The sequence below is a fragment of the Gordonia jacobaea genome (assembly GCF_001186365.1).
GTDB classification, from domain to species: Bacteria; Actinomycetota; Actinomycetes; order Mycobacteriales; family Mycobacteriaceae; genus Gordonia; species Gordonia jacobaea.
This window is the reverse complement of record NZ_LDTZ01000013.1, coordinates 320871-339587: the sequence shown is the minus strand read 5'-3', so window position 1 is coordinate 339587 and position 18717 is coordinate 320871. Positions and strand designations below refer to the sequence as shown.

The window sequence follows — 18717 nt, the reverse complement described above, 5'->3', positions numbered from 1 at the left end:
GCCGTTCAGCTCGCCGGTTTCGCAGCACCCTGGTCGGACTCGCCGCCCTTGGGCTTCGGCTTGGCGTCGATGCCCGACTCCTTGCGCTGCGCAGCGGTGATCGGTGCGGGCGCGTCGGTGAGCGGATCCACGCCACCACCCGATTTCGGGAAGGCGATGACCTCACGGATCGAACTCTCACCCGCGAGCAGTGCGGTGATGCGGTCCCATCCGAATGCGATCCCGCCGTGCGGCGGCGCACCGTAGGCGAAGGCGTCGAGCAGGAAGCCGAACTTCTCCTGCGCCTCGTCGTGGTCGATACCCATGATCGCGAACACGCGTTCCTGGATGTCGCGACGGTGGATACGGATCGATCCGCCGCCGATCTCGTTGCCGTTGCACACGATGTCGTAGGCATAGGCCAGTGCGTTGCCCGGATCGGATTCGAGGCCGTCGAGCGACTCCGGTTTGGGCGAGGTGAACGCGTGGTGCACCGCGGTCCATGCGCCGGAGCCGACGGCGACATCGCCCGACGCCGTCGCGTCGTCTGCCGGCTCGAACAGTGGAGCGTCGACGATCCAGGTGAACGCCCAGGCGGCGGTCGACGGGTCGACGGGTTCGCCGGGGGCAGGAATCAGTCCGAGGCGGACGGCGATCTCGCTGCGCGCGGCACCGAGCAGTGCGCGCTGCGCCTTGGCCGGGCCCGCAGCGAAGAAGACACAGTCGCCGGGCTTGGCGCCGACATGTGCGGCGAGACCGTCCCGCTCGGCGTCGGAGAGGTTCTTGGCGACCGGACCACCGAGGGTGCCGTCCTCGCCGACGAGCACATATGCCAGGCCCTTGGCGCCGCGCTGCTTGGCCCACTCCTGCCAGGCGTCGAGGGTGCGACGCGGCTGCGACGCCCCGCCCTCCATGACGACCGCGCCGACGTAGGGCGCCTGGAACACGCGGAAGGGCGTGTTGGCGAAGTACTCCGTGCACTCGACGAGCTCGATCCCGAAACGCAGATCCGGCTTGTCCGAACCGAATCGACGCATCGCATCGGCGTACGTCATCCGCGGGATCGGTGTGGTGACCTCGACGCCGATGAGCCGCCACAGCGCCACGAGGATCTCCTCGGCGAGCGCGATGACGTCGTCCTCGTCGACAAAGCTCATCTCGATGTCGAGCTGGGTGAACTCCGGCTGGCGATCGGCGCGGAAATCCTCATCCCGGTAGGCACGAGCGATCTGGTAGTAGCGCTCCATGCCGGCGACCATGAGGAGCTGCTTGAACAGCTGCGGGCTCTGCGGCAGGGCGTAGAACGTTCCCGGCTGCAGACGCGCGGGCACGAGGAAGTCGCGTGCACCCTCGGGCGTCGAGCGGGTCAGCGTCGGCGTCTCGATCTCGACGAAATCGTGAGCGGCGAGCACTCCGCGAGCCGCAGCATTCGCCTTCGAGCGCAGGCGGATTGCCGCAGCGGGTCCTTCGCGACGCAGATCGATATAGCGGTAGCGCAGCCGCGCTTCCTCGCCGGGGCTCTCGTCGAGCTGGAACGGCAGCGGCGCCGACTCGTTGAGCACCTCGAGTTCGGTCGCGTTGATCTCGATCTCGCCCGACGGCAGGTTCGGGTTCTCGCTTCCGGCGGGACGTTCCTCGACGAGGCCGGTGACCTTCACGACGTACTCCGCGCGGAGCCGGTGTGCCTTCTCGGCGACAGCCTCTTCACGGAAGACGACCTGCACCAGCCCGGAGCTGTCACGCAGATCGATGAACACGACGCCGCCGTGGTCGCGGCGACGCGCAACCCACCCGGCGACGGTGACGGTCTGCGACGCGTCGGCGCGGCGCAGCGAACCGGCGAAATGCGTGCGAAGCACTGGAGTCCTTCCTGGTGGACGTACGAGCTCGGAAATCTCGCGCTCAATCCTACGGAGGGCGCGCCCGCCGTCGCCGAGTGGTATCCCGCCCACGCCGAACCCGCCGCCCTCGCACCATTCCGAGACGTGATTGTTGGGCGTGGTTCACCCGTATCGGGACGTCCTCGCCGGTAGCCTGACCTGCATGACGTTCCAAGGCAGCGGGGGGCTGGACAACAGCAACGTGTCCGGCGGCGGGGGTGGCGGTGGTTTCGGCGGCGGAGGCGGTGGCCGTATCGCGCTCGGCGGCGGTGCCGGACTGATCGTCACGCTGATCGCACTCTTCCTCGGCATCAATCCCGGCCAGATCCTCGGCACCTCGTCGACAACCGGAGGTGCGTCGAGCACCTCCGCGAGCGAGATCGACGAACACCTGGCCCAGTGCACCATCGAGAAGGCCAACACCGACGACATCTGCCGCATCAAGGCCACGACCATCAGCATCAACAGGGTGTGGTCGGACCTCATGAAGGGCTACACTCCACCGAAGACCGTCATCTTCAGCAATTCCGTCGATACCGGTTGCGGCGCCGCAACCTCGGCGACCGGACCGTTCTACTGCCCCGTCGACAAGACCGCCTACTTCGACCCGACGTTCTTCAACCAGCTCAAACAAATGGGTGGCAGCGATGGTCCGCTGGCCCAGGAGTACGTCGTCGCACACGAGTACGGCCACCACGTGCAGAACCTGACCGGGGCACTGCAGAAGGGGCAGCAACTCGGTTCCAGCGGACCCAAGTCGGGTTCGGTCCGCGTCGAATTGCAGGCAGACTGCTACGCGGGTGTGTGGGCGTATCACGCAGACAAGGGCAGCGACGCGATGCTGGAACCGCTCACCTCCGATCAGATCAACTCGGTCATCCAGACCGCGAAGGCCATCGGCGACGACACCATCCAGGGCGCGAATTCCAATCCCGAGGGCTGGACGCACGGCTCGGCCGATCAGCGGGTCCGTTGGTTCTCCATCGGATACAAGAACGGCGACCCACGTCAGTGCGACACCTTCTCCACCAATGACCTCTGAGACCATCAGGCGCACACCGACACCCGTCGACGCGATCGCCGACGACCATCTGGCGCGTAGTGCCGCACTCGACCCGATCCTCGCCACCGAGTACGGCCTCGCAGGCCACGACCGGCTGCTGACCGACTTCTCCCCGGATGCCGTCGACGAACGGGCCGCTCTGGTGCGTTCGACGCTCGCACAGCTGGACGCCGCGTCGCCCACCGACCACGTCGACAGGGTCACGATCGCCACCATGCGAGCGGGGCTCAATCGCGAACTCGCACTCGCCGACGCAGGCGAATTGACCGGCGAGTGCAACGTGATTGCCTCACCGCTGCAAGCGATTCGCGACATCTTCGACCTCATGCCCACCGACACTGCTGAACAGCGCGCCGACATGGTGGCGCGGATCAGCGCGATCCCGGCAGCGATCGACAGCGTCATCGTCGGACTCGAACACCGCCGCGACGTCGGACCCGCGCTCGCACGACGACAGGTCGAACTGGTTGCCGCACAAGCCGACGGGGCGCGCGCGGCGATCGCACAGAACACCACGCCGATCGCCTCCGACGACGCACTCGCCGTCGACCTGGCCGGCGCCCTCGACGGCGCGGGTGCCGCGTTCGACGCCCTGGCCGCACTCCTGAGGTCGACGGTCCTCGACTCCGCCGACCCCGACGACGCCATCGGACGCGACAGGTATCTCCTCCGGTTGCCGTACTACCTCGGCACTGACGCCGATCCCGACGAGGCCTACGACTGGGCGCTCGGTCACCTCGACGCCATCACCGCCGAACAGCAGGCCATCGCCGCGGACCTCGTGCCCGGCGCGAGCGTCGCCGAGGCACTCGAATTCCTCGACGCCGCACCGCAATACCAGATCCACGACCGCGCGTCGTTTCTCGCGTGGATGCAGCAGACCTCCGACGCGGCGGTCGACGGCCTCGCCGGCACGCACTTCGACATTCCGGACCGTCTCACCCGACTCGAATGTCGGCTGGCGCCGTCGTCGACCGGAATCATCTACTACACGCAGCCAAGCGCCGACCTCTCCCGACCCGGACGGATGTGGTGGGCGGTACCGCCGGAACAGACCGTCTTCCACACCTGGCAGGAGAAGACGACCGTCTACCACGAGGGCGTGCCGGGGCATCACCTGCAGCTCGGCGCCGCGATCGTCGATCCGGACCTCAACACCTGGCGCAAGCTCGCGTCGTTCACCTCGGGACACGGCGAGGGCTGGGCGCTCTGCGCCGAGCGGTTGATGAGCGAGCTCGGGTGGCTCGACGACCCCGGCGACCGGATGGGCATGCTCGACTCGCAGCGCCTACGCGCGGCGCGGGTCGTCGTCGACATTGGCGTCCACTGCCGCAAGGCCGCACCCGCATCCGTCGGGGGCGGCACGTGGGATGCCGAGAAGGCGTGGCAATTTCTCACCGCGTCGGTGGCGATGGATCGGGCGGTGCTGCGCTTCGAGCTCGACCGCTACCTCGGATGGGCCGGACAGGCACCGAGTTATGCTCTGGGACAACGCGTCTGGGAACAGTGCCGGACACAGGCACTGACCCGTCATCCCGAGTGGACGCTCAAGGACTTCCACACCAACGCCCTCGCGCTCGGCGGCGTCAGCCTCGACGTCCTGCGCGAGGAGATGACCCTCAGGCCAGCAGCTGGCTGACCTCTGCGACGACGCCCTCCAGCGATGTCTTGTGCTGCTCGCCGTTGGTCAGGTTCTTGACCTCGATGGTGCCCTCGGCGAGTTCGCGGTCGCCGAGCACCAGCGCCAGCTTCGCGCCGGACCGATCCGCGGCCTTCATCGCGCCCTTGAGTCCGCGGTCGCCGTAGGCGAGGTCGACGCTGACACCCGCAGCACGCAGTTGTCCTGCGATACTGACCAATTCGGCTTTGGCGTCGGTGCCGAGAGGCACCCCGAACACCTGACACCGCGCCGCGTCGACGTGGGCGATGCCCTCGGCCTCGAGAGCGAGCATCGTCCGGTCGACGCCGAGTCCGTAGCCGATTCCCGAGAGATCCTGCTTGCTGCCGAGCTGACGCATCAGGCCGTCGTACCGACCGCCGCCACCGATCCCCGACTGCGCGCCGAGACCGTCGTGGACGAATTCGAACGTCGTCTTGGTGTAGTAGTCCAGGCCGCGGACCAGGCGCGGGTTGATCACATACGGGACGCCGAGCTGGCGCAGATGCGACAGCACGCTCTCGAAGTGGCCGCGTGCGTCGTCGGACAGGTAGTCGAGCATGAGCGGTGCGTCGGCGGTGGCCTCGCGGATATCGGGGCGCTTGTCGTCGAGCACGCGTAGCGGATTGATCTGTGCGCGTTGACGTGTCGCCTCGTCGAGGTCGAGTCCGCCCAGGAACTCCTGCAGCGCCTCGCGGTATGCGGGGCGGCAGGAGTCGTCGCCGAGTGAGGTGATCTCCAGCCGGAATCCCGACAGTCCGAGCCGTCGATATCCCTCGTCGGCGATCGCGATGACCTCGGCGTCGAGCGCGGGGTCGTCGACGCCGATCGCCTCCACCCCGACCTGCTGCAGTTGGCGGTAGCGGCCCGCCTGTGGGCGTTCGTAGCGGAAGAACGGACCCGCGTAGCAGAGCTTGACGGGGAGTTGTCCGCGGTCGAGACCGTGTTCGATGACCGCGCGAACAACTCCGGCGGTGCCCTCGGGACGCAGCGTGACCGACCGACCGCCGCGATCTTCGAAGGTGTACATCTCCTTGCTGACCACGTCGGTCGACTCGCCGACGCCTCTGGCGAACAGGCCGGTGTCCTCGAAGATCGGCAGTTCGATGTGTCCGTATCCGGCCCGCCGAGCGGCGTCGGTGAACGTGTCGCGGACGCGTCGGAAATCGGCCGACGCGGGCGGGTAGTAGTCGGGGATGCCCTTCGGTGCGACGAAGTCGGCGCTCACAGTCTCCTGCTTCCCTTCTGTCGGCTCGACTCCCCCAGCTCCGTCAGGAACGGGTTCGTCGCGCGTTCCTGCCCGATCGAGGTCTGTGGCCCGTGGCCGGGCAACACCTGGGTCTGGTCGGGCAACACGAGGAGCTTCGACTCGATCGATTCGAGCAGCTGCCGGTGGTTGCCGCCGGGCAGATCGGTGCGTCCGATGGACCCCGCAAAGAGTACGTCACCGGAGAAGCACACTTTGATGCTGGTCTCCTGACCTGCATCGTCGACGACCGGTACGTCGGTGGTGAGTAGGACCGATCCCTGGGTGTGGCCGGGGGCGAGATCGACGTCGAATCCGATTCCCGCCACCTCGATCGGCTCACCGTCGACGAACTCGATGACCTTCTCCGGCTCACGGAAGGTCAACGGCCCGATCATCGCGCCGAGTGCACTGCCGAGGCCGACCGCCGGGTCGGCGAGCATCGGGCGGTCTGCCGGGTGGATGTAGGCGGGAATCCCGTGTGCGTCGCAGACATCCGCGGCGTTCCAGGTGTGATCGAGGTGTCCGTGGGTCAGCAACACCGCAACCGGGGTCAGGTCATGCTCGGCGAGAATCTCGGCGACCTTGCCGGCCGCTTCCTGACCCGGGTCGATGACGACCGCCTCGCCACCCGGCTCGGGTGCCACGATGTAGCAGTTGGTCTGGAACATCCCGGCGGGGAATCCGGTGATCAGCATGTGCTCTCCTCGGCTTCGACATGACGCGGGCGCCGATGACGCGTCGCTCCTGACACTCCATTCTGGCGCACGCGAGAACAGCACTCGACGACACTCCGGTACACCTGCCTGGGGAACTCTCAGGGTGTCCTGGCACACTTGCGTGTCGATACAGCCGTGTTTCGAGCGCACCGTGTTTCGAACGCGCCGTGTTCATCCGCACCGACAGACGTCTCAGGAGGGTTCACCAGCGTGACCACCAACGAGGAACGCCGCGAAGCCGCCAAGCGGAAGCTTGAGGACAGACTCGAACGCGAGCGTCAGGATCGCAAGCGTCGGCGCATCCTCATCGCATCGATCTCGACGGTGGTGGTGGTTGCGGTCGTGGCCACCGCGACCACGCTCATCGTGAAGAAGGTCCTCGACGACCGCGAGGCCGCCCGGTGGACGTCGTGTGAGTACCAGGATCAGCCCGACCGCCTCAAGCCGATCCCCACCGACCCGCCACAGGGCGTGCCAGCGGAGCAGCACGAGGAATACCGCAAGTACGCGGCTGAGATGAACAAGATGATCAACGAGGGCATCCCCAAGAAGCGGACTGCCCCCAAACCCGGTGACCGGCAACTGAAGTCCGGCGACGTCTCGGCGGTGTTCGACACGTCCCAGGGCGCGATTCCGATCACGCTGACCCGAGCCTCGGCACCGTGCAACACGGGCGCGATCGTTTCGCTCATCGGCGACAAGTACTACGACGACACCCCGTGCCACCGCATGACCACGAGCGAGGCGCTCAAGGTGCTGCAGTGCGGTGATCCCACCGGAACGGGTGCCGGCGGTCCGGGTTGGAGCAGTCCCGACGAGCCGCCGACCAACCTCAAGCCGGCGGGACAGGCCAACCAGATGACCGGCCAGCAGTCGGTGGTCTACCCCCGCGGCACCATCGCGATCGCCAACAGCAACCAGGGCGGCCAGAGCAGCAACACCGGCTCGAGCCAGTTCTTCCTCGTCATCTCCGACAGTCAGCTCCCGGCCGACTACTCGGTGGTCGGCAAGGTCGACCCCGAGGGCCTCAAGGTGCTCGACAAGGTCGCCGCAGGCGGCGTGACCCCCGGACCGTCGGGAGAGACCAACGACGGCAAGCCCAAGCTCCCGGTGGAGATCACCACGGCCAAGATCACCGGCGGAGACCTGGACTAAACGCACACTCGACGCGAGGAAGCGCCCAGTCGACGGGACAACCCGTCGACTGGGCGCTTCTTTGCGTCGACTGGGCGCTCCATACGCCCGACTGTGCGCCCCAGACCGCCGAGTGGGCGCCCCAGACCGCCGAGTGGGCGCTTTAGAACGCCGACTGTGCGCGGCTACGCCGCGGAGGTCACGCGGTAGACGTCGTACACGCCCTCGACGTTGCGCACGACGTTCAGTACGTGACCGAGATGCTTGGGGTCGCCCATCTCGAACGTGAACTTGCTGACCGCGACGCGGTCGCGGCTGGTGGTCACCGACGCCGACAGGATGTTCACCTTCTCGTCGGCGAGCACCTTGGTCACGTCCGACAGCAGCCGATGTCGGTCGAGGGCCTCCACCTGGATGGCGACAAGGAACACCGACTCGGGCGACGGCGCCCAGGTCACGGGGATGATTCGTTCGTCCTGGCGGCGCAGTTCACCCGCGTTGGTGCAGTCGGTGCGGTGCACGCTGACACCCCCGCCGCGCGTGATGAAGCCGAGGATGTCGTCTCCGGGAACCGGTGTGCAACACTTCGCGAGCTTGATGAGGACGTTGTCGACGCCCTCGATGACGACACCGGCATCGCCGCCGGCCCTGGTCCGCGACGGCATCGTCGACAGTGTCGATCGCTCGGCGATCTCCTCCGCGGCGTCGTCGATGCCACCGAGGGACGAGACGAGCCGATTCACGACGTGCCGTGCGGACACATGGTTCTCGCCGACAGCCGTGTACAGCGCGCTGACGTCGGCGTAGCGCAGTTCCTTGGCGATCGCGGCCATCGACTCGGCGCTCATCAGGCGCTGCAACGGCAGCCCGCCTCGTCGAACCTCCTTGGCGATGGCGTCCTTGCCGGTTTCCAGCGCCTCTTCACGACGCTCTTTGGCGAACCACTGACGGATCTTGGCCTTCGCGCGCGGCGAGACGACGAAGTTCTGCCAGTCCTTGCTCGGTCCGGCGTTGGGAGCCTTGGAGGTGAACACCTCGACGACTTCGCCGTTCTCGAGTTCGCGTTCGAGCGCGACGAGTCGGCCGTTGACCCGAGCACCGATACATCGGTGCCCAACCTCGGTGTGCACCGCGTAGGCGAAGTCGACGGGCGTCGAGCCCGCGGGCAGAGTGATGACGTCGCCCTTGGGCGTGAAGACGAAGATCTCCTTGACCGCGAGGTCGTAACGCAGCGACTCGAGGAACTCGCCGGGGTCGGCGGCTTCTCGTTGCCAATCGAGAAGCTGGCGCATCCACGCCATGTCGTCGATCTCGGTCGTATCGGACTTGCGCCCCTTGCGATCCCGGTAGCCGCCCTCCTTGTATCGCCAATGCGCGGCGATACCGAATTCGGCGGTGCGGTGCATGTCGTTGGTGCGGATCTGGATTTCGAGGGGCTTGCCCTCCGGCCCGATGACCGTGGTGTGCAGCGACTGGTACACGCCGAACCTCGGCTGAGCGATGTAGTCCTTGAAACGCCCGGCCATCGGCTGCCACAGCGAATGCACGACGCCGACTGCGGCGTAGCAGTCGCGCACGTCGTCGCACAGGATGCGCATGCCGACGAGGTCGTGGATGTCGTCGAAGTCGCGACCCTTGACGATCATCTTCTGATAGATCGACCAGTAGTGCTTGGGCCTGCCCTCGACCGTCGCGGTGATCTTGGCCGACGACAGCGCGTTGTTGATGTCGGCGCGTACACGGGCGAGATAGGTGTCACGCGAGGGCGCGCGGTCGGCTACAAGCCGCACGATCTCTTCGTAGCGCTTGGGGTGCAGAATCGCGAACGAGAGGTCTTCGAGCTCCCACTTCACCGTCGCCATGCCGAGCCGATGAGCAAGTGGCGCAATGACTTCCAGCGTCTCGCGAGCCTTGCGCGCCTGCTTCTCCGGCGGCAGGAAACGCATCGTGCGCATGTTGTGGAGGCGGTCGGCGACCTTGATCACGAGCACCCGCGGATCGCGGGCCATCGCGATGATCATCTTGCGGATCGTCTCGGCTTCAGCGGCACTACCGAGCGCGACCTTGTCGAGCTTGGTCACGCCGTCGACGAGATGGGCGACCTCGGCGCCGAACTCACTCTCGAGCGCCTCAAGGGTGTAACCGGTGTCCTCGACGGTGTCGTGCAACAAGGCGGCGACGAGCGTGGTGGTGTCCATCCCGAGATCGGCGAGAATCGTCGCGACCGCGAGGGGATGGGTGATGTACGGATCGCCCGACTTCCGGTTCTGACCACGATGACGCTCGTCGGCGACATCGTAGGCACGCTGCAGAAGCGCGATGTCGGCCTTGGGGTAAATCTCCCGATGCAGGGTGACCAGTGGTTCGAGCACCGGGCGGACCGAACTGCGGGTCGCGGTCATCCGCCGTGCAAGGCGGGCGCGAACCCGCCGCGAGGCTGAGGCGTGGGTGGTGTCGGCGGGCGACGCGGGCTCGGCGGCCCGATTGCCATCGGGCGCACTCACCGGGGCGGGAGCAGCGGCACGGGCGTCTTCTGCGGTACGGACCTCTTCCGCTGCGGGGGCGGTCGGCGTGACCCGCTCACGTGCGACGGCCGCCTCGGTCTCATTCGCCATGCTGCCTCCTTCTCCCGGTGCGTCTTCTCCCGGTGTGTCCGTTCGACGAGCCACGCCGTGCCGACACGCTGATATTCACCGATGTGAACAAAATTCCGAAGAATTCAACACCGTATGCGACGAGTCTAATCCGGCCCCGACGCCCGGCGCGGCGCGCGCTGCGAGACCGATGCAGCTCAGCGGTCGTCGGTGATCGCGTGCAGGCTCACATCAGGCCCGAGTTCGGCAGCGATCCGCGCACGCCCGCCGAGATCGGCGAGCTCCATGATCACCGCGACCCCGACAACCGAGGCACCCGCCAGACCCATGAGTTTCGACGCCGCGACAGCGGTCCCGCCCGTCGCGAGGACGTCGTCGACGATCAGCACGCGTCGCCCGGTGATGTCGATGCCGCTCGCCGGGATCTCCAGCCGACCCGTGCCGTATTCGAGGTCGTAGTCGACGCCGTAGACCGGTGGGGGCAGCTTGCCGCCCTTACGGACAGCCAGGATGCCGACCTCCAACTCTTGTGCGACGGCACCACCGACGAGGAAACCGCGGGCGTCGATGCCTGCGACGAGGTCGACGCCGGAACAGCCATGCGTCAGCGCGGTCACGATCGACGAGAAACCCTCCGTGTCGGCAAGGACCGGGGTCAGGTCGCGAAAGAGGATGCCCGGCTTGGGAAAGTCGGGAACCGTGCGTTCGTGCTCGGCGATCGCAGCTCGTGCCCGTAGGACCGCCTCACGCGTGACCTCGTCGGAACCACTGCTCGTGTGCCCGCTGCTCACGCGCTCACTCACCACTTACCCACCGATCCATGTTCCATCCCGTTCCATTGCGGCCGAGTCCGGCCACCACGTTGTCGACTCGATCATTCCATCGCCGAACCCGCGGAGCAGCGAACAACGGAATCGACGGCACATCCGCCCACGCCGCGCCCTCGATCGTCCGGACAAGGCCCAGGTGTTCGCTTCCGAGTGCCCCGACGCTGCGGGCGGCGATGGCTTCGGAGACCGCCTGATCATCGAAGTCGTTGATGTCCAACGGATCTCCGTCGAACAACTGGTACGCATCTCGACTCGGATCGGCCGCGCCTGCCGCGGAGAACGACGTTCCATTGACCACCAACACCGCGTCAGCAGTCTTTCCGAGATCGCTGATATCGAACTGCGGCGACGACACGTCGGTGACCGCGATTCCTGCCGCGCGGCAGGAGTCGGCAATCGCTGCGACCATCTGTCGTTGGCGATCGCCCGGCGCGAGGTAGCCGATGCGCACCCGGACGCCGGACTCCTGACCCGCTCCGGCGAGAAGTTCGCGCGCCTTGGCGGTGTTCGCGCGTAGGTATCCCTGACCGAACTCGCCGTTGATCGCTGCCGCTAGGCGGTCCGCAGGCGCGAGCGTCCGGAGGTTCCAGAGCTGCGCGCCCTGCCCGAATGTGCGCGTCAGCGCATCCCGGGGCACGCAACTGGCGAACGCCCGTCGAACACCCACGTCGGAGAAGACGCCGCGCCGCGAGAGCACCACTTCCTCGACGCCCAGTGCGCGTCCGGGCGCATCCGGGGCTTGCACCTGCCCTGTGGCGTTCTGGTCGCTGCGTTTGGCGTCGCCGTCGGTCAGGCCTGCGGTGACGTCGGCGACGCTGTACGAGTTGCCCGTGATGAGGCGGGCCGAGTCTGACCTGCCGTGCACGAGGATCCTGGACACCTTCGGAGCGTCTCCCCACCACTTCGGGTTGGGGACGAGCAGGACGCCCGCCTCGGTGATCTCGGAGATCTCGTAGGGACCCGACGACGGTACGTTGTCGGCACCGCCGCCCGCTCGCAGCTCGAACGCCGATGTCCACGCCCTCGCGAGCTTCCTGATCGCGGCCCGGTCGGCCGATCTGATCGACGTCAGCGCATCGGCGACGCCCGCGACGCGGCCAACCACCTGCGCGGGCATGAGCGTGCCCGCGCCGAACAGCGAGAGCCAGTCACGGTAATCGCGACCGCGCTTGAAGGTCACCGTCGCCGCCTTGGCACCCGCCTCACAGTCGACCGCCTCGATGTCGCGGTAGCCGGCGGTGGTCGCGGCCCCGAACTCTGGATACCGTCCGCTCATCGCTGTCCATGCCAGGACCAGATCGTCGCAGTCGAGGGGTGTGCCGTCGGAGAACGCGGCGTCGGGGGTGAACTGGTAGGTCAACGTCTGTACCGGCCCGGCCTGCACACTGACCGTGCCGATGTCACGGTCGGGCGTCACCTGACCCGACGCCCCGAGGTAACTGAAACCAGGGAGCACTCGGCCGGTCAGCATCAGCGCGCCGTCGGCGTTGCCCGCAGCGGTGTTCGCGTTGGCGGTGCTCAACCGCGCGTCGGTGAGGTAGTCGAGCGTCGGCGGTGGGTCGTCGCCGCACGCGGCGACGACCCCGACCATGACGAGGCCCGCCAACACCATGGCGAGCACTTTCGTGCTGCGCGCTGAGGTCACGGGGCGCCTATCGGGAACGTCGACGCTTGCCGGTCGGAGCCTGTGGCTCCTCCCCCGCATCCATTGCAGCGCGAGCACTCCGTGTGCTCGACGCCGCACTCGAACGTCCGCGAACCGGACGGTCTGCTGCGCTGACGTCTTCACCCGCCTCGACGGCGCCGCGCCGCGCCAGCACACGCGCGGTGTGCTTCTTGATGTCGGAACGACGTTCCTTGAGCGTGACCAGTAGCGGGGCCGCGAGGAAGATCGACGAGTAGGTACCGACGACCACGCCGACCAACTGGATCAGTCCGAGGTCCTTGAGCGTGCCGACTCCGAGCAACCACACGGCGATCACCATCAGCGCGATGATCGGCAGCACGGAGATGACCGTCGTGTTGATCGACCGCATGAGGGTCTGGTTGATCGCAAGGTTGGCCTGCTCGGCGTACGTCCGACGTGTCGTCTGCAAGACCGACCGGGTGTTCTCACCGACCTTGTCGAACACGACGACGGTGTCGTAGAGCGAGAAGCCGAGAATGGTGAGCAGACCGATCACCGTTGCCGGAGTGACCTCGAACCCGACGAGTGAGTAGATACCCGCCGTCACGACGATGTCGAACAGCAGCGAGGCGAGTGCCGCCACCGACATCTCCCTGTCGAAGCGGATGGCGATGTAGACGAAGACGATCACGAGGAACACCGCGAGCGCGATGAGCATCTTCTCCGTGATCTCTTTACCCCAGGTCGAACTCACCTCGGAGATGCTCACATCACCGTTGGTGAGTTCGGGACCGAAGCGGTCCGTGAGCGCTTGGGTCAGCGTCGACGCCTGCTGCACCGTCAGCGTGTCGGTGCGCACCTGCACGGTCTGGGCCGCGCCAGAACCCGCGGTTTGGACCGAATCGGGCGCGCTGCCGAGAGCCTTGGTGGTGACGTCTTCGACAGACTGGCTCGTCACACCCTGCGTGACGGGGATGGAGACCTGCGTTCCACCTTCGAAGTCGATACCGAAGGAGAAACCCCGGATCGCGATGGATGCGACGCAGATGACCACGATCGCCAGGCTCACCAGGTACCACATGCGCCTGCGTCCGACGATCTCGAATGCACCGGTACCGGTGTAGAGCCGAGACAGGAACGACCTGTTGGTGTCGGCGACGAAATCGGCGTCACTTCCGGCAGACGGAGCCGACGTCGAGCCGTCGCGCGTGTCGTTGGTGGTTGTCATTTCGACGTTCCTTCTGCGACGGTCTGCTCGTTGTCGGTGCGCTCTGCGGCTGCCCGATCTGCTTTGCTCGTGCCCTGACGACGTTGCCGCGCCACCTCGCTCACCGCGCCGAGTCCGTTGATATTCGGCCGCGAGAGGAAGTCGTTTCTGCTGGCGAGCACGACGAGCGGATGGGTGACGAGGAAGACCACGACGACGTCGAGGATGGTCGTGAGACCCAACGTGAACGCGAATCCTCGGACCTCACCGATCGCGAGCGTGTAGATCACGGCAGCGGCGATGAAGCTGACCGCGTTGCCCGACCAGATGGTCCGGCGGGCGCTGGCCCAGCCACGCGGCACAGCCGACCGGAAACTTCGTCCCTCACGCATCTCGTCCTTGATGCGTTCGAAGTAGACGACGAACGAGTCGGCGGTCATACCGATACCGATGATCAGACCCGCGATGCCCGCGAGGTCGAGCGTGAACCCGATCCATCGGCCGAGCAGCACGATGATTCCGTAGACCGCGGCGCCGGCCAGGATCAGCGACAAGATGGTCAGGAAGCCGAGCGCGCGGTAGTACGCGAGGGCGTAGATGAAGACCGCGATCAGACCGATCAGGCCTGCGATCAGACCCGCACGCAACGACTGCAGACCCAGCGTTGCCGAGACCGTCTCGGCGTCGGACGTCTTGAACGAGAGTGGCAGCGAGCCGTACTTCAGCACGTTGGCGAGGTCGCTGGCCTCGGCTTCGCTGAACGATCCGGTGATCTCGGTCTTGCCGCCGGAGATCTGCGAGTTGATCGTCGCGGCCGACACGACACGGCTGTCGAGCACGAACGCCGTGGTGTTGCCGATGTTCTTGGCGGTGAACTCGCTCCAGGTCTGCGCCGCATCGGGCTTGAAGTCGAGGTAGACCGTCCACGCACCGGTCTGCTGATTGGATCCCGAACTCGCAGAACTGATGTCTCGACCGTCGATGATCTGGGGTGCGAGCAGGTAGACCTGCTTGCCGTCCTCCGCACACGCCACGAGGTACTGATCGGAGAGGTCGTTACCGAGAAGTGGATCGTTGGCGCCGGTCGAGCAGTCCATCTTGGACATGTAGGCCTTGAGCCCGTCGGTGTTCGCACCAGCGGGAACCTGACGCAGCTTGCGCTGCTCCTCGATCGCCTTGGCGGCCTGGTCGGCGGGCTGCTGGTCGGTCGGCTGCGCCGCCTGGTCCTTCTTCGGCTGCGGCGTGGCCGCCTGCACCTCGACCACGGGACGCACGAACAGACGCGCGGTCTGGCCGAGAGTCTTGGCCTGTGCACCATCCTGACCGGGAACCGTGATGATCAGGTTGTTGCCGTTGACGACGACCTCGGATCCCGAGACACCGAGGCCATTGACGCGCTGCTCGATGATCTGCTTGGCCTGGTCGAGTTGTTCACGCGTTGGCGGGGTACCCGACTCGGTGCGCGCCGTCAGGGTCACACGGGTGCCGCCCTGGAGATCGATACCAAGCTTCGGCTCCGGTGAGCCGCCGCCGGTGAAGAAGATGAGCGCGTAGATCACCGCAAGCAGCGCGAAGAAGACCGTCAGCGGACGCCACGGCGGGATCTCGCGCGCTGGCGACCGCCGCTTCTTCGCTGGCTTTGTGGTCGACGACCCTCGTGTCTTGGTCGACGATCCTCGTGTGTTGGTCGACGCCTCTGTCGCCCGGCGAGGGGTGGTCACGTTGTACTCGATCTCCTTCAGCGCGCGTCAGATGGCCGCAGGCCACTGTACTGATGGGCCATACGGCCGCACGCCACTCTACTGATCAGCCCTGACGCGTTCACACGACCCCACCGGGCCGTGTGACGCGCCAGCAGTGCTGCTCAGACCAGATGCGTTACTTGTCCGAGTCGGGGCTGCTTCCGCCCTGATCCTTACGCAGGTCGACGTCTACGTCGTCGGCGTCACGGACATCATCGTGGCTGGAGATGCCGTCGTAGTTCACACTGCCGTCGATGGTCGAGAACTCGTCACCATCCGCGGTGAGCGGTGCGCTCGGCGGGACGTAACCGGCGTAGGTTGCCGCGGCATCCTCGGTGGGTACGACCTTCATGATCGCCAGGCGGTTCCAGCGTGTGACAACTCCGGTAGCGATCTCGACATCGACATAGTCCGACGACGAGGCGTCGATGATGGTGCCGAACAGGCCCGAGGTGAGCTGGATGCGCGTGCCGGTCTGAATCGAGTTCTGCATGTCCTGCTGCTCGGCAGCGCGCTTCTTCTGCTTACGCATGGAGAAGAACATGAAGCCGGCGAGGAGCACGAGCAGAAGCGGGAAAAGCAGAGATTCCATGAGAGAGCGATCAGTCCTTCGTTGAATGTGGAGGTTGCACGCCGTAGCTGTGCACTCCCTCTAGTGTGCCATGCCGCTAATTCGGACATTTTTGGCTCACTACCTGGGTGTCAGAGGTCGTCGAACAGCGATTCGCCGTCGACGTCGCGCGGACGCACACCGAACGTGGCGTTCAGCGCACCCGCCGGCGGCGTCAAGCCGAGGTGGTGCCACGCCGCAGCCGTTGCCACGCGACCGCGCGGAGTCCGCGCGATCATCCCCGCACGCACGAGGAAGGGTTCGCAGACCTCCTCGACGGTTGCGGGCTCCTCGCCAACGGCAACGGCCAGGGTCGACACACCGACAGGCCCGCCACCGAATGCCCTGATCAGCGCATTGAGCACCGCACGGTCGAGCCGGTCGAAACCGAGTTCGTCGACGTCGTAGACGGCCAGCGCAGCGCGCGCGGTGTCGACGGTGACTGTTCCGTCGCCGCGTACCTCCGCGTAGTCGCGCACACGACGTAGGAGCCGGTTGGCGATACGCGGTGTCCCGCGCGACCGACTCGCGATCTCCGACGCCGCGTCGCCGCCGAGATCAATGCCGAGAATGCCCGCAGAACGGCGGAGCACTCGCACCAACTCGTCGGTCTCGTAGAACTCCATGTGGGCGGTGAACCCGAATCTGTCGCGCAGCGGGCCGGTCAGCGACCCCGACCTCGTGGTCGCGCCGACCAGCGTGAACGGCGCGACGTCCAGCGGGATCGACGTCGCGCCCGGCCCCTTGCCCACGACGACGTCGACTCGGAAGTCCTCCATCGCGAGGTAGAGCATCTCTTCGGCGGGGCGGGCGATGCGGTGAATCTCGTCGATGAAGAGCACATCTCCCTCGACCAGATTCGACAGCATCGCCGCGAGATCGCCTGCCCGCTCGAGCGCCGGACCCGACGTCACCCTGATCGCGGCACCCATCTCGGCCGCGATGATCATCGCCAACGAGGTCTTGCCCAGCCCTGGAGGTCCGGACAGCAGGATGTGGTCGGGCGTCCCTCCCCGACCACGAGCTCCGTGCAGAACGAGTTCGAGCTGTTCGCACACGCGCGGTTGCCCGATGAAGTCGGCCAGTGATCGCGGGCGCAGACCAGCGTCGAGGTCGCCGTCGGACCGCACCGGCGTCGCGTTCACCTCGCGCTCGAGTTGCTCGTCTGAACTCATTACGACTTCCCAAGCAGCGCAAGGGATTTCCGCAGGGCAGCCGATGCGTCGGCATCGGGAGTCTCCGCGAGAATCGCGACGACCGCCTTCTCCGCGGGCGCCGCGGTGAAGCCGAGCCCGACGAGCGCCTCGATGACCTGATCACGTACTCCGCCGCTCACGACGCTCACACCAGACGGTCCGTCTGCCGCGGGACGGTCGACCTTGTCGCGAAGCTCGACGACGAGTCGCTCGGCAACACGCTTGCCGATCCCGGGTACCGAGGTGAGCGCCTTGACGTCGGAGTCGGCCAGTGCCCTGCGCAGCGCCTCGGGTTCGAGAACCGCCAACGTCGCCATCGCGAGGCGCGGCCCGACACCGGTCACGGTCTGCAGCAGCGCGAACAGTGCTCTGGCGTCGGGCTCGGTGAACCCGTAAAGGGTCATCGAGTCCTCGCGCACGATCATCGAGGTCAGCAGGGTCGACTCTTCACCCCGATGCATCCGCGACAACGTCGACGGCGTGGCGAGAACCCGGTATCCGACACCGGCGCAATCGATCACCACATGGTCGAGCGCGACGTCGACGACCGGCCCACGAACAGATGCGATCATGCTCCGCTCCTCCCCTGCGCTGCGCCGGCGGCGCGCTCACGCGCAGTGTCGGCGGCGCGCTCGCGCGCAGCGGCGATCTTCTCACGGTGCCGGGCGGCCGCGGCCTCGGCCTGCTTCTGCGCGGCCATCATCCGCTCGGCCATCGGACCTCGCCAACAGTGGCAGATCGCGAGAGCCAGAGCGTCGGCGGCGTCGGCTGGGCGCGGCTTGGTCTGCATGCCGAGAATGCGGGTGACCATTGCGGTGACCTGCGCTTTGTCGGCGCGGCCGCTGCCGGTCACCGCGGCTTTGACCTCGGATGGGGTGTGGAAGCGTACGGGAATCTCGCGCTGACCGGCGGCGAGCGCGATGACACCACCGGCCTGCGCTGTGCCCATCGCCGTGGAAACCTGGTTCTGGGCGAATACCCGCTCGATCGCGACGACGTCGGGATGGTGCGTGTCGAGCCAGTGCGAGGCCGCGGTGTACACGGCGAGCAGTCGTCGTTCGAGGTCCATGTCGGTCGGTGTGCGGACAACGTCGACGTCGAGCGCGGTCACCTGCCTACCGGCACCCGACTCGACGAGGGCAATACCGCATCGCGTCAGCCCCGGGTCGACGCCCATCACTCGCACACGTACTCCTCGGATTGCAGCGAACAGTTGTTCGAGATATTACCGAG

The 18717-nt window shown here is 66.6% G+C and carries 15 protein-coding genes; 3 read left to right on the top strand and 12 right to left on the bottom strand.

Translation table 11 applies throughout. From position 1 onward, the window contains the following. Positions 1 to 5: 5 nt before the first annotated feature. Positions 6 to 1838, bottom strand: a complete 1833-nt coding sequence (aspS, locus tag ABW18_RS01675; protein ID WP_049697252.1) for an aspartate--tRNA ligase — start codon at positions 1836 to 1838, stop codon at positions 6 to 8. Between the two features lie 184 nt (positions 1839 to 2022). Between aspS and ypfJ the strand changes: the two genes are divergently transcribed. After that, complete coding sequence (gene ypfJ, locus ABW18_RS01670; protein WP_049697504.1) at positions 2023 to 2901, top strand: KPN_02809 family neutral zinc metallopeptidase; 879 nt, start codon at positions 2023 to 2025, stop codon at positions 2899 to 2901. After that, positions 2891 to 4561: a DUF885 domain-containing protein gene (locus tag ABW18_RS01665; RefSeq protein ID WP_049697251.1), complete on the top strand. Its 1671-nt coding sequence runs from the start codon at positions 2891 to 2893 to the stop codon at positions 4559 to 4561. The genes ypfJ and ABW18_RS01665 overlap by 11 nt, the downstream gene beginning before the upstream one ends. On the opposite strand, the gene hisS is transcribed toward ABW18_RS01665, so the two are convergent. Both hisS and ABW18_RS01655 read right to left on the bottom strand, forming a co-directional pair. After that, a complete protein-coding gene (hisS, locus tag ABW18_RS01660) occupies positions 4542 to 5807 on the bottom strand; it encodes a histidine--tRNA ligase (protein ID WP_049697250.1) in 1266 nt (421 codons plus the stop codon). The two genes, ABW18_RS01665 and hisS, sit on opposite strands and share 20 nt — an antisense overlap. Continuing rightward, positions 5804 to 6523: an MBL fold metallo-hydrolase gene (locus ABW18_RS01655; RefSeq protein ID WP_049697249.1), complete on the bottom strand. Its 720-nt coding sequence runs from the start codon at positions 6521 to 6523 to the stop codon at positions 5804 to 5806. The genes hisS and ABW18_RS01655 overlap by 4 nt, the downstream gene beginning before the upstream one ends. A 231-nt stretch (positions 6524 to 6754) precedes the next feature. Between ABW18_RS01655 and ABW18_RS01650 the strand changes: the two genes are divergently transcribed. Then, a complete protein-coding gene (locus tag ABW18_RS01650) occupies positions 6755 to 7699 on the top strand; it encodes a peptidylprolyl isomerase (protein ID WP_049697248.1) in 945 nt (314 codons plus the stop codon). Between the two features lie 164 nt (positions 7700 to 7863). Here ABW18_RS01650 and ABW18_RS01645 read toward each other — a convergent pair whose 3' ends face one another. The 9 genes from ABW18_RS01645 to ruvC form a co-directional block, all read right to left on the bottom strand. Further along, on the bottom strand, positions 7864 to 10293 hold the full coding sequence (locus tag ABW18_RS01645) for a RelA/SpoT family protein (protein WP_049697503.1): 2430 nt from the start codon (positions 10291 to 10293) through the stop codon (positions 7864 to 7866). A 176-nt stretch (positions 10294 to 10469) separates the two neighbouring features. After that, the gene (locus tag ABW18_RS01640) at positions 10470 to 11063 is read right to left on the bottom strand and encodes an adenine phosphoribosyltransferase (protein ID WP_049697502.1); all 594 of its coding nucleotides are present in this window, start codon (positions 11061 to 11063) and stop codon (positions 10470 to 10472) included. A 4-nt stretch (positions 11064 to 11067) separates the two neighbouring features. Next, positions 11068 to 12747, bottom strand: coding sequence for an ABC transporter substrate-binding protein (locus ABW18_RS01635; protein WP_200903192.1), 1680 nt, complete (start codon positions 12745 to 12747; stop codon positions 11068 to 11070). Positions 12748 to 12754: 7 nt separating this feature from the next. Next, positions 12755 to 13957 carry a protein translocase subunit SecF gene (gene secF, locus ABW18_RS01630; RefSeq protein WP_049697247.1) on the bottom strand — a complete coding sequence of 401 codons (1203 nt, stop codon included), beginning with the start codon at positions 13955 to 13957 and terminating at the stop codon, positions 12755 to 12757. Then, entirely contained in the window at positions 13954 to 15657 is a 1704-nt protein-coding gene (secD, locus tag ABW18_RS01625) for a protein translocase subunit SecD (protein WP_049697246.1), read from the bottom strand. Before secD ends, secF begins: the two co-directional genes overlap by 4 nt. A gap of 157 nt (positions 15658 to 15814) precedes the next feature. Then, positions 15815 to 16270 carry a preprotein translocase subunit YajC gene (gene yajC, locus ABW18_RS01620; protein WP_049697245.1) on the bottom strand — a complete coding sequence of 152 codons (456 nt, stop codon included), beginning with the start codon at positions 16268 to 16270 and terminating at the stop codon, positions 15815 to 15817. A gap of 110 nt (positions 16271 to 16380) precedes the next feature. Beyond that, positions 16381 to 17463, bottom strand: coding sequence for a Holliday junction branch migration DNA helicase RuvB (gene ruvB / locus ABW18_RS01615; protein WP_049697244.1), 1083 nt, complete (start codon positions 17461 to 17463; stop codon positions 16381 to 16383). Then, complete coding sequence (ruvA, locus tag ABW18_RS01610; RefSeq protein WP_049697243.1) at positions 17463 to 18056, bottom strand: Holliday junction branch migration protein RuvA; 594 nt, start codon at positions 18054 to 18056, stop codon at positions 17463 to 17465. Before ruvA ends, ruvB begins: the two co-directional genes overlap by 1 nt. Continuing rightward, positions 18053 to 18670, bottom strand: a complete 618-nt coding sequence (gene ruvC / locus ABW18_RS01605; protein WP_049697242.1) for a crossover junction endodeoxyribonuclease RuvC — start codon at positions 18668 to 18670, stop codon at positions 18053 to 18055. Before ruvC ends, ruvA begins: the two co-directional genes overlap by 4 nt. Positions 18671 to 18717: the final 47 nt, after the last annotated feature.